Below are 13,223 nucleotides of genomic sequence, written 5' to 3'. Positions count from 1 at the left end.
TCGTCACCAGGCGGTATAACCGCCGTCGATGCGAAGATCGGCGCCATTGATCATGGCCGCCTCATCGGCGGCCAGGTACTGAATGGCGGCCACGATCTCATCGGGATCGGCGAAGCGGCGGGTGGGAATCAGGCCGCGCATGCGCTCGCCCTTCTCGCCTGCCCAGCCATAGCGTCCCAGTTCGGTGTCGACGACGGTCGGTGACACGGCATTGACGGTAATACCTCGCGGCCCCCACTCCAGGGCCAGGGTTCGCGTCAGGCCCAGCACACCGGACTTGCTGGTGCAGTAAGCCAGATGTCCCTCGAGACCGACACTGGCCGCCTGGGAGGCAAGATTGATGATCCGGCCGCTGCCTTGATCCAGCATGCGCCGGCCGGCTGCGCGACTATAGAGAAACACCCCGCGAAGATTGACCGCCTGAGTCGCATCCCAGAGATCGCTGGACATCGACTCGGCGGCTTCCAGTGGCCCGATCCCGGCATTATTGACCAGGATGTCGAGGCGTCCGAAGCGCTGGTCGATCTCCTCGAACAACGACTCACAGGCGGCCTCATCGGTGACATCCACCACAGCCCCCATGTGTGCTTGACCCAGCGACCTCGCCAGCTCGACGACGGCATCACTGCGGTCGACCAGCACCAGGGAGGCGCCGCACTCGGCAAAGCGCGTTGCCATCGCTTTGCCGATACCGTTCGCCGCCCCGGTGATCAACACTACCCGATGGCTGAAATCGAAACGGATATTGCTCATGACTCGACTCTCCTGGTATCCGGGACTGACTGGGGGAAACAGGCCTGGGCGTAGGCGGCCAGCGTTTCGCCGATACGATGGCGTACCAGCGACCGGGGAGCGTCTGCCAGTTCGCCGGCGCGGATGGCCGCATACTGATTGGGCAGATACTGACTGATCAGCGTCGGGGGAATCGGTCGCGTTTCCAGCCCCTGGAACAGCCGTTCCAGTTCCTCGGCTATCTCGGAGCGGGTCCAGTAGTAACGGATTCGATCACTCAGGCTGAAATGACGGGCAAACTGCTGCTCGGCGTAACTGCCATGATAATAAGCCTGCCAATATCGCGGATCGGCGGTCATGGTCCGCTCCAGCGTCGTACGCAGATCGACCGTCTCGATGCCGGGTGCTTCTCGGGCAATGGCATCGAGTGCGTACAACGCCTCGCGCATGGCGAAGGTCAAGGCCGGGCCGACCTTGAGGATAGCGAAGTGGCCTGCGACCAGCGCACGATAGGCGGCTGGGGTCTGATAATCGGTCGAATGGGCCTCGAATACCAGGTTCGGCCAGCCCGTGATGGCGTCACTCAGTTCGGCCGCTGCCTCCGGTACGAAATCGACCACCTCGGTGTGTCCGAACTCCACGCCCGGCTGCACCACCACGGCACGAACCCGCGACCAGGCCGCCGAGAGGCCGCTAGCGGTGAAGATCCGATGGTGCGTCTCCAGCGTGGTGCGCAGATCCGCGGTCGATGTCACTTCCACTGTGTCGAGATGCTCCTGGGCCCCTCCCGGCGTCGGCACTTCCGTACCGATCACGTAACGCAATCGTGACCGCCGATCACCGGCCGCCGTTTCCGCCGCCTGACAGAGCCGGGCGGCTCGCTCGGCAACGACGCGGTCATCCAGCGCCACCGGGTCATCAGCACAGGCCATGCTGGCATCCAGGTGGAGTTTCTCGAAGCCGGCTTGCGCATAGGCGGCCACCATGGCTTCCGCGTTGGCCATCGCCTGCTCGGCGGGCAGATGCTGCCAGGGAGAGGGTCCCAGGTGATCTCCTCCCAAGACGAGCCGGGCTATCTCGAACCTGCGCTGATGGGCTATCGTCAGGACCGCCTGACGAAAGTCTTCCGGCGTCTGGCCGGTGTACCCCCCGTCCTGGTTCACCTGGTTACAGGTCGCCTCGACCAGCAGTGGCGAGTCATCACTCACGGCCCGATCGAAGGCCGCTTCCAGCACCAGCGGGTGCGCCGAACACACCGAGTAAATACCGCGTAGTGCGCCCTGCCGATTGGCGTCGACAATGGTATCGAGAATGGAATCGCTCATTGGCCGCCTCCTGCAGAAGCCAACCGAGGTTCAAGCTGCGACAAGTCGCTGCAGCCTTCCATCGGTCCGACGCACGTCACGGCATGGGCACCAGCGGCATTGGCCAATTCGAGTGACCGTTCCAGCGACTTGCCCTGCGCCAGCGAAGCGACGAGCGCCCCGCCGAAACAGTCCCCGGCACCGGTCGGGTCGACCTCTTCGACGGTCAACCCCGCTACCGTCAATGTCTGGTTGTCACTGAAAGCGCGACACCCCTGTGCCGCCTGCTTGAGCACGACCAGCGACATGGGATGGGCAGCCATCAGGCGCTGGACCGTCATCTCCAGGGTTTCGCCCTGCTCACGCAGCCAATCGATATCCGCATCGCTGGGCAGGAAAATGTCGCATTCAGAGAGCATATTCAGAATCGCCGCTTTTACAGGTTCGCTGGCGACGAGCTCCGGACGGATATTGGGATCGAAACTGATCCGCCCGCCATTGGCCTTCACGGCACCCACCAGGCGTCGGACGATATCGATGGCTTCCGGCGAGGAGAGGGACGACCCCATGACATGGAAGAAGCGGCTAGCGGCCAGATGCTTCAGCCGCTCCGGCGACAAGGCCTGCTGGCCCACGGCACTATGCGCAATGTTGTAAATGAAATGGCGACTGCCATCATCATGATAGGTCACGAAGGCCGTGCCCGTCGGACGCTGCGCATCACGCTGCACGGCCTCGACATCGATACCGTCGCCGCGTAGCCGATCGAGGATCATGTCACCGAACCCGTCATGGCCGACGCAACCGGCATAGGCCACATTCGCTCCCATGCGTGCCGCTTGCGACGCAAAAATCGCCGGCGCACCACTCGGGAAAGGACCACGAAAATCGCCGGTCTCGTCGAAACGTTGGTTGCGCTTCACAGCAATGAATTCAGCGAGCAACTCGCCACTCGTTGCAATATCGAACATGATCAATTCATCCAGTTGCCGCCATCGACATTCAGCGTTTGCGCGACGACATAGTCGCTGTCACTGGATGCCAGGAATACCGCTGCACCGGTGTGATCGTCCGGCAATCCCATACGACCGTAAGGGACGGCTTCACCCACCAGACGTTTCTTCTCGCCGAGGGGACGTCCCTCGTAACGTGCGAACAGCGCATCGACGTCTTCCCACATCGGTGTGTCGACCACGCCAGGCGAAATACCATTGACGTTGATACCGTGCTTGATGAGTGCCAGACCGCAGGATTGCGTCAGGCTGATGACTGCCGCTTTGGTCGCGCAATACATGCTGACCAGCGGCTCACCGCGTCGCCCCGCCTGTGATGCCATGTTGATGATCTTGCCGCCCTGGCCGCGGTCTACCATGGATTGAGCCACCGCCTGCAAGGTGAAGAACAACCCTTTGACGTTGACATTGAACTGCTTGTCGTAGCTTTCCTCGGTAACCTCCAGTACCGGCGCCATATCGAAGACGGCGGCATTGTTGACCAGGATATCGATACCGCCGCACTGATCCGTGACCGTCCTGATCATGGTAGCGACGGACTCCCGGTCACAGACATCGAGCGTGACACCCAGCACGCGGCCATTCGCTTCACTAGTGAGTTGTGCGACTGCCGAGTCGATGGATGACGGATCGATATCGGCAACGACCACACGCGCCCCCTCATGTAGATAGCGTTGGGCGATTGCCAACCCGATACCTCTGGCACCACCGGTGATAACAGCCACCTTGTCTTGCAATGTCATTCTGTCGTCCTCTTTTGTTGGGCTTGTGGTATTGGGAACCGGGACCGATCAATCGCCGGGGTCCACTTCCCGGGATAAGGGGCGCTGCTGCCAATGCGCCAACAGGACATCCAGTTCATCCATGCGGGTCATCACCCGCCAGGCCCCGGCATCAAGCAGACGTTGATCATGTCCCGGCTCGATATGACTCGCACCGAGAAAACCGATGACCGTCATGCCGGCAGCACAAGCTGCGGTGACACCGGATACGCTATCTTCGATCACCAGGCAATCGGCCGGCTCGCTGCCCAGACTGCTGGCCGCCAGCAGATACACCCCCGGGTCCGGCTTGGGTCGTTCGACCTGCTCGGCAGTGAAGAGCGGCGCATCATCCAGCCATTCCACGAGGCCGGTCGTTTCCAGCGAAGCGCGTACGCGCCGACGGCTGCTGTTGGAGACTATCGCCATCGGTAAGGGCAACCTGGAAACGCTGGCGGCAACGCCGGTTACAGGTCGAAGTTCACGCGCCAGGCGTACCTCGATAGCCGCATCGATACGTTCCAGGGCATCGGCCGGCAAGCGATGGCGACTCCGTTGCTCTAGATGCGCCAGGATTGCCGACGTCGTCATGCCCAGAGCCTGGCGCAATTCCACTTCCGGATGGAGGTCCGGCAGCCATTGGCCGAGCCGCTCCAAGAGCACGCCCTCCGCCAGGCATTCGCTATCGACAAGAACGCCGTCGCAATCGAAGATCAAAGTTTCCATGGCGGGCTCCGAAGTCATGGGGTCTGAGACCGGCCATGGGTGGACGCACTGTTTTCCTGTCGCTGGACCTCCGTGAGTGGATGGCGGTGCAGGCTGGCCAGAGCCATCCCATCCTGACCGAAGAGATGGGCCCGAGTCGGTGGGAAGCCGAAACAGACCTGATCATGCACGCGATGCGTCACTTCGCCATCCGCCACCAGCGTCAGCAGTTCATCTGCCGTCTGAATATGCAGAGAAGTCATTCCCCCCAGGCGCTCTATGACTTGCACTTCCCCCGCTAGCAGCCCTTGCTCGTCCAATACCAGATGTTCAGGCCGAATGCCGAGTGTCAAAGGCGCTCCCGCCTGGTGAGCAGAACCATCCACGGCCACGTCACATTCAGTCCCATTGGGAAGCCGGACCGTAACGCCCGAGGCACTGCAGGCCACGGCCTCGACGGACAGGAAATTCATCTTCGGTGAACCGATGAAGCCAGCCACGAAGTAGTTGCGGGGATGATGATAAAGCTCCATGGGGGAGCCGATCTGCTCGACGATGCCATCCTGGAGCACCACGATCTTGTCCGCCATCGTCATGGCCTCTATCTGATCGTGGGTCACATAGATCATCGTGGCATCGAGTTCGTCGTGCAGACGCGCCAACTCGACCCGCATCTTGACGCGCAAGGCGGCATCCAGATTCGAGAGCGGTTCATCGAACAGGAAGATACCGGGGTTGCGCACGATGGCGCGGCCGATAGCCACGCGTTGACGTTGCCCTCCCGACAGTGCCTTGGGCTTGCGATCCAGCAGCGGTCCGAGTTGCAGGATTTCTGCAGCTTCTTCGACTTTCCTGCGCCTCTCTTCCTTTGGCACCTTGGCCAGACGCAGGCTGAACCCCATGTTGTCCGCCACCGTCATGTGCGGATATAGCGCATAACTCTGGAAGACCATGGCCAAATCCCGATCTGCCGGCGCCACCTCGTTAACGCGCTCTCCCCCGATGAGGATGTCACCGGATGTGGCACTTTCCAGACCCGCAATCATCCGTAGCAAGGTCGATTTCCCACAGCCGGAGGGGCCAACGAACACGACGAATTCCCGGTCGTTCACTTCGAGATCGACACCCTGAATCACTTGGGTCTTGTCGAACGTCTTGACGACGTTCTTGAGTTCTAGTGTTGCCATGACGTAATCCTTATTTAACGGCGCCGAAGGTCAGGCCACGTACCATCTGTTTCTGAGTCATCCAGCCAAAGATCAGAATCGGCGCAATGGCCATGGTCGAGGCCGCCGACAGCTTGGCCCAGAACAACCCTTCGGGACTCGAGAACGACGCAATGTAAGCAGTGAGCGGAGCGGCATTGGACGCGGTGAGGTTGAGACTCCAGAAGGCTTCGTTCCAGCTCAGAATAATGGAGAGCAGACCTGTCGACGCGATACCCGGCAGACTCAGCGGCATCAGCAACAGCGTCACTTCCTGAAACGTGCTGGCGCCATCCATTCGCCCTGCTTCGAGAATGTCGCGAGGGAGATCCTTGAAGAAGGTATAGAGCATCCACACCACGATCGGCAGGTTCATCATGGTGTAGATGATGATCAGACCGGTACGGGTATCCAGTAGCCCCAAATCTCGCGATAGCAGGTAAATGGGCATGAGCACGCCGACCGGCGGCAGCATCTTGGTCGACAGCATCCACAACAGCGTGCCCTTGGTCCGTTTCGTGGGCAGGAACGCCATGGAGTAGGCAGCAGGAATCGCAAGCAACAACGCGAACAGTGTCGAGCCGAACGAGACCACGATGCTGTTCAAGGCATGCTTGGGATAGTCAGCACGTCCCTGGACCTCGACATAGCTCTCCAGCGTCGGCGTAAAGAACAGACTGGGCGTGGCAACGGCGTCGGCCTCGGTCTTGAACCCGGTCATCAGCATCCAGAAGATTGGAAAAAAGATGACCAATGCAACCAACCAGGCCAGTACACCGACCCAGGGACGTTTCGTTTGAACGGTACTCATGACGGTTCTCCCGGGTCACTCTTCCAGGTTTCGAGCCACGGCCCGAACCAGGAAGATGGCAACGATATTGGCGAGAATGATGGCAACGACTCCACCTGCCGATGCCATGCCGACATCGAAATCGAGCAGCGCCTGGATATAGATCAAAAACGCCAGGTTGGTGGTCGCCAGACCGGGACCGCCGGATGTCGTGACATAGATTTCGGCGAAGATGGTCAGCAGGAAGATCATCTCGATCATGATCACGACGCTGATCGCCCGTTTCAGGTGTGGCAGCGTGATGAAACGGAAAATGGCAACAGGACCCGCGCCATCCATACGCGCGGCTTCTACCTGGTCGTCGTCCAATGACTGGATCGCCGTCAGCAAGATCAGCAAGGCAAAGGGCAGCCATTGCCAGGACACGATGATCACGACCGACGTCATCGGTATCCAGGAGAACCAATCGATCGCCGGTAGGCCAAGCGATTCCATCAACCAGGCCAGCACCCCGTTACTGGGATGCATCATCATGTTCTTCCAGATGAGTGCGCTCACGGTCGGCATGACGAAAAAAGGCGAAATGGCCAGCACGCGGGCAATGCCTCGCCCGCGAAATTCCTGCTGAAACAACACCGCCAACAGCGTCCCGCCACCGACAGAGATCACGAGGATCCAGCCAACCATTACCAACGTATTGCCCATGGCTCGCCACAGTGACGGGTCGGTAAACAGGTATCGGTAGTTTTCCAGCCCGACGAAGCTGGGGTCGCCTGGCATCAACAAGTTGTAATGCTGGAACGAAAACCACAGGGTCATGCCCAGGGGGACCAGCATCCACAACAGCAGTAGCGTCACAGCGGGAGCCTGAAGCGATAAGCTACGCAGCCCTCCGACCGTTCGCCCGGAAGCTCGTGTACGCATGTTTCACCTACTCGGGTGTCGGAAAGTCAGGGGATCAGTGGCCGGAAAGCCCGGCCACTGATGACACCATGGATCAATCCAGGTAGCCGGCGCGTTCCATATCACGCGTCACCGACCGCTGAACCGAGTTCAGGGCATCCTCGACGGACCGCTGGCCTGACAGCGCTGCGGCAATCTGCTGGCCAACCTGCGTTCCGATCGACTGGAACTCGGGAATACCAACGAACTGCACGCCCAGATACGGGTTGGGCTCAAGTGTAGAGTCTGTGGGGTCAGCTTCCTGGATGGCATTCAGCACGAAATCGGCAAAGGGAGCGGCTTCCTGATAGTTCTCGTTCTCATAGGTCGATTGACGCGTTCCCGGGGGGACGCTGGTCCAGCCTTCCTCTTCACCGACCAATTCGATGTACTCTTTGGAGGTCGCCCATGTGATGAAGGTCTTGGCAGCTTCCTTGGATTCAGACGAGGCGGGAATCGCCAGTGCCCAGGACCACAGCCAATGCGACCCTTTGGGCGTTTCGGCTATCGGTGCCGGTGCGAAGCCCAGATCATCAGCAACTCTCGACTCGCTGGGATCGTAGATACGGCCGGCGGCAGAGGTCGCATCGACCCACATGGCGCACTTGCCACTGGAGAACAAGGCCTGGTTTTCATTGAAGCCATTCGAACTGGCTCCTGGTGGACCATATTCGCCCAGCAGTTCGACATAGAACTCGATCGCGTTCTGCCACTCTTCGGAGTTCAGTTCGGGATTCCAGTCTTCATCGAACCAGCGGCCTCCAAAGGTGTTCACCAAGGTCGACACGAACGCCATGTTTTCCCCCCAGCCCGGCTTGCCACGCAAGCAGATGCCGGCCAGGTCATTGTCGGGATCGTGAAGCTGTTCGGCCCAATCGCGCACCTGACTCCAGGTCGGCTGGTCGGGCATCTCGATACCTTGTTCCTCGAACAGATCGGTGCGGTAATACATCATCGAGCTTTCGGCATAGAACGGCAGTGCCTGCATCACGCCGTCGTAGCTCAAGCCATCACGCACCGGCTTGATCAGATCATCGGCGTCATAATCGTCGGGTAGGTCATCCAGTGGTTCGAGCCAGCCGCGCTCGCCCCACATCGGTGCCTCATAGGTACCAATGGTCATGACGTCGAATTGACCGCCACCGGTGGCAATATCATTGGTAACGCGCTGGCGCAGCACGTTTTCTTCCAATACGACCCAATCCAGTTCGATATCCGGGTGGGCCTCTTCGAAGCGATCGGAGAGCTCCTGCATGATGACCATATCGTTGTTATTCACAGTGGCTATGGTAATCGTTTCAGCGCTGGCATAGGCGGAGGTCAAGGCAGCGATCCCCGCCGCGGGAATAGCGTAGACTAACTTCATGACATGCTCCTTTCTGGGGCGATTAACCCTGTTGTTATCGGCGTGGTATGAATCATTGTTGTCAATGTCGTCGTTCTGATGGATGGCGTGACGCTGAAAACAGCGCGAACCGATCTGATCAATTTAATCATCGATCGATCAAATGATCGGATAGGATTCAAAAAAAAGCAAAGACCCTCGACTTATACTTTAGATGAACCGTGGCGGCATCATGACGACTAGAGCCCCGCATCGACGATATAGCGTGCCGCATGCTCATCCGTCACCAGCCCCTTGAGCCAACCGCCCCGCAGCGACGCCAGAATGGCAGGCCCCTTGTCGCGACCGCCCGCCAGACCGATGAGGGTCTGTTCGCGCAGCATCGCTAGCGGCAGACTCGTGACCCGCTGGGATGTCGAGCAGTCGATCAACTCGCCAGCCTGGTTCATCGGCCATCCCAACAACTCACCAACGGCTTCGAGTTCCAGGAGTTCCTCGAGCTCCCCCTCGCTGATGAAATGGTCCTGAAACAAGGTGGCGTGTCGGTCGATTCGGCCAATGCCGATGAAGCCGGCTTCGGCCTGCTTGGCCACGTCGGCCACGGCCTGGATCAGACGCTGTCCCAGCAACGCATGTTTTTCTTCCACCGACCCAGCCACGACTGGCGCCGGCAACAGGAAACGGTCGCCTCCGGTCTTGTCCGCCAGCACCATCACGCCATCGTAGCGGTTGGAGGAACCGTCGCGCGCCATGTTGCCCACTAGTGAGACGAAACGATGCTGAGGACGCTCCACGCGGCTCAAGGCTTCGACGGTTGCACGCACGGAGCGTCCCGTTCCCAGCGACAACGTTAAAGGGTCATTGCGGTCGATATAGCGGGATAGGCGTTCCGCGCCGGCTACTGCCAGGTAGTGAGACGAATTATCCGTGGTTTGTGCATCAGCCGGCACGATATCGCAGAACTCCAGATCGAATGCCTTGAGAATGGCATCCGACATGACCATGCAGTTCGACAATGGATGGTCGATATGGACCTTGACCAGCCCCTCCTGTCGCGCCAGAGCCAGCAAACGCTGGACACCGGGGCGCGACACCCCGAGCTGACTGGCAATCTCGTCCTGGGTACGACCGCCGACATACGACAGCCAAGCCGCCCGTGCCGCTTGATCGAGTTTCAAATCGAACTTATCCATGTCGACGAGCCTCTCTGCTGAGGTCTAAAGTCACTGATGATCGCAAGACAATCGGTCAACTACAACGACCGATCTTGGGTCGATACTGAACACATGGCGGCTTTTGCCATCCAATGTTCCACATTCCCGCAATCTGTGAGTCGTCATGACCAACCATCAACGCGACCCCCATAACAACGCTGCCTGGCAGGCGGCTCAACGCTGGCGTGAACGCGCGCAGCAGGCACGTCCCCGAGGCAGGGTCAGTGGCTTCCGCTTGGTCGTCACCTGGTTACTGTTCGGTGTCCTGATGATCGTCGGAACCCTGTTGGGCTTGTTCTTCCTGTTGATCGGCTGGGCGATGCTCCCCTTGCTACGCTATCGCATGAAAAAGCGCATGGAGCGCATGCGTGCCGAACAGGCCAGCAATATCGGGGGCGGTGCCACGGGCTCTGAATCACATCACTCGTCCTCGGTCCAACATGATGTCCTGGATGGGCAGTATGAAGTAAAAGATGACGACAAACGCTGAGCACCCTCGCCTCAGCTCCCGTTGACGACAAGTGTGATGGTCGGGATGTCACCCGTTCCATGCCTTCCTATACTCCCGTGAGAATCACAAGAATCCCCTGTTCGGGACAGAGAGGGGTGAGGGAGGCCGGTTCATGTTTCATCCTTTTTCATGGCGGCTGCGCGCCCACCGCCGGAGGAGCCGCTCGTTCATGGTGATCGCCCTGTGGGGAATGATCGCCATGTCCGCCCCGTTGGCGCATGCCGAAACCCTGCGCGTCGGCGTCCTGCAATTCGGTACCGTGAGTTGGGAACTGGCAACGGTAGAACGACACGGCCTACTCGACGACGATATCGAGTTGGAAATCGTTCCGCTGGCCTCTGAAAACGCGCTGGCCGTGGCACTCCAGGGCGGCCGCGTCGATTTGATCGTGTCCGACTGGCTATGGGTGGCTCGTCAACGTCATGCCGGTCGCGCTTATCAGTTCGCACCATTCTCCCTCTCGGTGGGGGCCGTCATGGTGAATCCCCAGCACGGTATCGACTCGCTCGAGGCACTGAGCGACAAATCGCTAGGCATCGCGGGCGGCGCTAACGACAAGACCTGGTTACTGCTTCGCGCTTATGCACGCGAGGTCGAAGGTCTGGCACTGCATAAAGCCGTTGCCCCCACCTTTGCCGCCCCACCGATGATCAACGCCCTGATGCTCGATGGCAAGCTACCGGCAGCCATCAACTTCTGGCATTACAATGCCCGCCTCGAGGCACAAGGCATGCAACCGCTGCTGACCATCGAATCCATGCTGGGTGAACTGGGCATCGATACCGTCCCCCCGCTTCTAGGTTGGGTATTTGCCGACGATTGGGCCAAACACAACCGCCAGACCTTGCAGGCGTTCCTGGCCGCCACTTACGAGGCGAAGCGACTGTTGATCGAGTCGGACGACGCTTGGGAACCGCTACGCCCTCTCGTCAAACCCGACGATGACGCCATGTTCGAAGCGATCAAGTCGGGGTACCGAGAGGGAGTCCCTAGCCACTATGGCGACGCGCAGATCGACGCCGCCGAGCAGCTTTTCGATATTCTGACGGCGGAAGGTGGAAGTGAATTGGCAGGCGGCATGCAACGCCTGGATACCACGCTGTTCTGGGATGGATTTCGTTTACCATGACGGTGGTACCCTCGCTCGTGCGCAGCCTCTCCATGTTGGGATTAATCGGCCTGTGGGCATTGGCCGCATGGTTAGTGGACTCCACCCGGCTGCCGCCACCGCAATGGGTGCTGGCCAGTGCCTGGCAGCATAGCCTGAGCGGTGAACTACCCTACCACCTGTCGATCACGCTGGGACGCGTGCTGGTCAGTTTCCTGCTGGCCATGACATTGGGAACGGCCATCGGGATCGCCATGGGTCGCTATCGGCGTCTCGATGTCGCCCTGGATGGAGCACTGGTCCTGGGGCTCAATATTCCGGCCTTGGTGACGATCATCCTGTGCTATATCTGGTTCGGGCTAACCGAGGTGGCTGCTATCACGGCGGTGGCCTTGAACAAGATTCCTACGGTCGTGGTCACCGTACGAGAAGGTGCCCGGGCCGTGGATCCCAAGTTACTCGCCGTGGCGCACGCCTACCGATTACCCTCGCTGACCACCCTGTCAGCGGTCTATCTGCCCCAGCTCTACCCCTATTTGATGGCAGCAGCCCGTGGAGGACTGGCACTGATCTGGAAAATCGTGCTGGTGGTCGAACTGCTTGGGCGCAGCAATGGTATCGGCTTTCAACTGCACTCCTATTACCAGTTCTTCGATATCACCAGCATTCTGGCCTATACCCTGGCTTTCGCCGGCGTCATTCTGGTGATCGAAGCGCTGATCATGCGACCGCTGGAACGTCGGCTCACGAGGTGGCGTGGATGAATCAACTGTCGGTGGCTGTGCATGAGAAGCGATTCGCCAGCCATGTGGTACTGCAAGACTTGTCGTTCACGGCGCATGCCGGTGAATTCGTTGCCCTGGTCGGCCCATCCGGGGCCGGCAAGAGTACCCTGCTTCACTTGATCGCCGGCCTGGATGACCAGTTTTCCGGCGGCATTCGCTGGAACGACAGGCCTCTCGATCAGGGCAGACATCCCGAGGAAAGACTGGGCATCATGTTTCAGGAGCCACGCCTGATGCCATGGTTGAGCAGCCTGGACAACGTCCGTCTGGTACAGCGCCCTGCGGATACCGAGCGTGCCGTTGCCTTGTTGACGGACGTCGGCCTCGGCGACGCGTTGGATGCCTGGCCACACCAGCTATCCGGCGGCATGCAGCGCCGTCTGGCTCTGGCCAGAGCCTTCGTGGTGACACCTCGCTTATTGCTGATGGACGAACCCTTCGTCTCCCTGGACATGCCTACCGGCGATCGTTTGAGGGACTCACTCCAGGCATTATGGCAACGTGACAGGCCGCTGGTCCTGTTCGTCACCCACGACCTGCGTGAAGCCCTTGCGCTGGCGGACCGCATCCTGTTTCTATCGACATCGCCGGGTCGGCTCATCCTCGATTTTCGCGTCCCACTGGAACGCCCTCGGCGTCGAGAGGACTCCTCCGTCTCCGCATTGCAGGCGGAGCTGGGCCAGCACTATCCACATCTACTGGCGGGGACGCTGCATACCGAGTGACGTCATACCAGAAGAGGATGGCGAAACGCGGTGAAGTGCCATACGTTGAAGTCAGCAAGTTACCGAGACGCCACTCACGATCA

General features: G+C 59.8%; 14 protein-coding genes. 4 read left to right on the top strand and 10 right to left on the bottom strand.

What is annotated here, in order from left to right; translation table 11 throughout:
- Positions 1 to 3: 3 nt before the first annotated feature.
- The 10 genes from FVV99_RS03655 to FVV99_RS03610 all read right to left on the bottom strand — a co-directional run bounded on the left by FVV99_RS03655 (position 4) and on the right by FVV99_RS03610 (position 9,990).
- The gene (locus FVV99_RS03655) at positions 4 to 753 is read right to left on the bottom strand and encodes a GolD/DthD family dehydrogenase (protein ID WP_148252694.1); all 750 of its coding nucleotides are present in this window, start codon (positions 751 to 753) and stop codon (positions 4 to 6) included.
- Entirely contained in the window at positions 750 to 2,057 is a 1,308-nt protein-coding gene (locus FVV99_RS03650) for a D-tagatose-bisphosphate aldolase, class II, non-catalytic subunit (protein WP_148252693.1), read from the bottom strand. Before FVV99_RS03650 ends, FVV99_RS03655 begins: the two co-directional genes overlap by 4 nt.
- Positions 2,054 to 3,007: a sugar kinase gene (locus FVV99_RS03645; protein WP_148252692.1), complete on the bottom strand. Its 954-nt coding sequence runs from the start codon at positions 3,005 to 3,007 to the stop codon at positions 2,054 to 2,056. The genes FVV99_RS03650 and FVV99_RS03645 overlap by 4 nt, the downstream gene beginning before the upstream one ends.
- A 2-nt stretch (positions 3,008 to 3,009) precedes the next feature.
- Positions 3,010 to 3,792, bottom strand: coding sequence for an L-iditol 2-dehydrogenase (locus FVV99_RS03640; RefSeq protein WP_148252691.1), 783 nt, complete (start codon positions 3,790 to 3,792; stop codon positions 3,010 to 3,012).
- 48 nt (positions 3,793 to 3,840) lie between these two features.
- Entirely contained in the window at positions 3,841 to 4,536 is a 696-nt protein-coding gene (locus FVV99_RS03635; RefSeq protein WP_148252690.1) for an HAD family hydrolase, read from the bottom strand.
- A gap of 14 nt (positions 4,537 to 4,550) precedes the next feature.
- Entirely contained in the window at positions 4,551 to 5,702 is a 1,152-nt protein-coding gene (locus FVV99_RS03630; RefSeq protein WP_148252689.1) for an ABC transporter ATP-binding protein, read from the bottom strand.
- Positions 5,703 to 5,712: 10 nt separating this feature from the next.
- Positions 5,713 to 6,531 (bottom strand): carbohydrate ABC transporter permease, encoded by an 819-nt coding sequence (locus FVV99_RS03625; RefSeq protein WP_148252688.1) that lies wholly within the window; start codon positions 6,529 to 6,531, stop codon positions 5,713 to 5,715.
- A gap of 15 nt (positions 6,532 to 6,546) precedes the next feature.
- On the bottom strand, positions 6,547 to 7,434 hold the full coding sequence (locus FVV99_RS03620; RefSeq protein WP_148252687.1) for a carbohydrate ABC transporter permease: 888 nt from the start codon (positions 7,432 to 7,434) through the stop codon (positions 6,547 to 6,549).
- A 73-nt stretch (positions 7,435 to 7,507) separates the two neighbouring features.
- Entirely contained in the window at positions 7,508 to 8,818 is a 1,311-nt protein-coding gene (locus FVV99_RS03615) for an ABC transporter substrate-binding protein (RefSeq protein WP_148252686.1), read from the bottom strand.
- 218 nt (positions 8,819 to 9,036) lie between these two features.
- Positions 9,037 to 9,990 (bottom strand): sugar-binding transcriptional regulator, encoded by a 954-nt coding sequence (locus FVV99_RS03610; protein ID WP_148252685.1) that lies wholly within the window; start codon positions 9,988 to 9,990, stop codon positions 9,037 to 9,039.
- A gap of 145 nt (positions 9,991 to 10,135) precedes the next feature.
- On the opposite strand from FVV99_RS03610, the gene FVV99_RS03605 reads away from it, so the two are divergent.
- From FVV99_RS03605 to FVV99_RS03590, 4 genes are all read left to right on the top strand, one after another.
- Positions 10,136 to 10,501: a hypothetical protein gene (locus FVV99_RS03605; RefSeq protein ID WP_148252684.1), complete on the top strand. Its 366-nt coding sequence runs from the start codon at positions 10,136 to 10,138 to the stop codon at positions 10,499 to 10,501.
- A gap of 190 nt (positions 10,502 to 10,691) precedes the next feature.
- Entirely contained in the window at positions 10,692 to 11,651 is a 960-nt protein-coding gene (locus FVV99_RS03600) for an ABC transporter substrate-binding protein (protein ID WP_236645284.1), read from the top strand.
- The gene (locus FVV99_RS03595) at positions 11,648 to 12,394 is read left to right on the top strand and encodes an ABC transporter permease (protein WP_148252683.1); all 747 of its coding nucleotides are present in this window, start codon (positions 11,648 to 11,650) and stop codon (positions 12,392 to 12,394) included. Before FVV99_RS03600 ends, FVV99_RS03595 begins: the two co-directional genes overlap by 4 nt.
- On the top strand, positions 12,391 to 13,140 hold the full coding sequence (locus tag FVV99_RS03590) for an ABC transporter ATP-binding protein (protein ID WP_148252682.1): 750 nt from the start codon (positions 12,391 to 12,393) through the stop codon (positions 13,138 to 13,140). Before FVV99_RS03595 ends, FVV99_RS03590 begins: the two co-directional genes overlap by 4 nt.
- Positions 13,141 to 13,223: the final 83 nt, after the last annotated feature.

The sequence above is a fragment of the Aidingimonas lacisalsi genome (assembly GCF_008079445.1).
Lineage (GTDB): Bacteria > Pseudomonadota > Gammaproteobacteria > Pseudomonadales > Halomonadaceae > Aidingimonas > Aidingimonas lacisalsi.
Note: the sequence above shows the minus strand (reverse complement) of the source record. Positions and strands in the feature narration are given on the sequence as shown.

Bases quoted from the DNA above. Each gene is read 5' to 3' on its own strand.
- FVV99_RS03590 (WP_148252682.1), top strand. From the start codon at position 12,391: ATGAATCAACTGTCGGTGGCTGTGCATGAGAAGCGATTCGCCAGCCAT.
- FVV99_RS03630 (WP_148252689.1), bottom strand. From the start codon at position 5,702: ATGGCAACACTAGAACTCAAGAACGTCGTCAAGACGTTCGACAAGACC.
- FVV99_RS03605 (WP_148252684.1), top strand. From the start codon at position 10,136: ATGACCAACCATCAACGCGACCCCCATAACAACGCTGCCTGGCAGGCG.
- FVV99_RS03610 (WP_148252685.1), bottom strand. From the start codon at position 9,990: ATGGATAAGTTCGATTTGAAACTCGATCAAGCGGCACGGGCGGCTTGG.
- FVV99_RS03620 (WP_148252687.1), bottom strand. From the start codon at position 7,434: ATGCGTACACGAGCTTCCGGGCGAACGGTCGGAGGGCTGCGTAGCTTA.
- FVV99_RS03640 (WP_148252691.1), bottom strand. From the start codon at position 3,792: ATGACATTGCAAGACAAGGTGGCTGTTATCACCGGTGGTGCCAGAGGT.
- FVV99_RS03600 (WP_236645284.1), top strand. From the start codon at position 10,692: ATGGTGATCGCCCTGTGGGGAATGATCGCCATGTCCGCCCCGTTGGCG.
- FVV99_RS03615 (WP_148252686.1), bottom strand. From the start codon at position 8,818: ATGAAGTTAGTCTACGCTATTCCCGCGGCGGGGATCGCTGCCTTGACC.
- FVV99_RS03635 (WP_148252690.1), bottom strand. From the start codon at position 4,536: ATGGAAACTTTGATCTTCGATTGCGACGGCGTTCTTGTCGATAGCGAA.
- FVV99_RS03650 (WP_148252693.1), bottom strand. From the start codon at position 2,057: ATGAGCGATTCCATTCTCGATACCATTGTCGACGCCAATCGGCAGGGC.
- FVV99_RS03645 (WP_148252692.1), bottom strand. From the start codon at position 3,007: ATGTTCGATATTGCAACGAGTGGCGAGTTGCTCGCTGAATTCATTGCT.
- FVV99_RS03625 (WP_148252688.1), bottom strand. From the start codon at position 6,531: ATGAGTACCGTTCAAACGAAACGTCCCTGGGTCGGTGTACTGGCCTGG.
- FVV99_RS03655 (WP_148252694.1), bottom strand. From the start codon at position 753: ATGAGCAATATCCGTTTCGATTTCAGCCATCGGGTAGTGTTGATCACC.
- FVV99_RS03595 (WP_148252683.1), top strand. From the start codon at position 11,648: ATGACGGTGGTACCCTCGCTCGTGCGCAGCCTCTCCATGTTGGGATTA.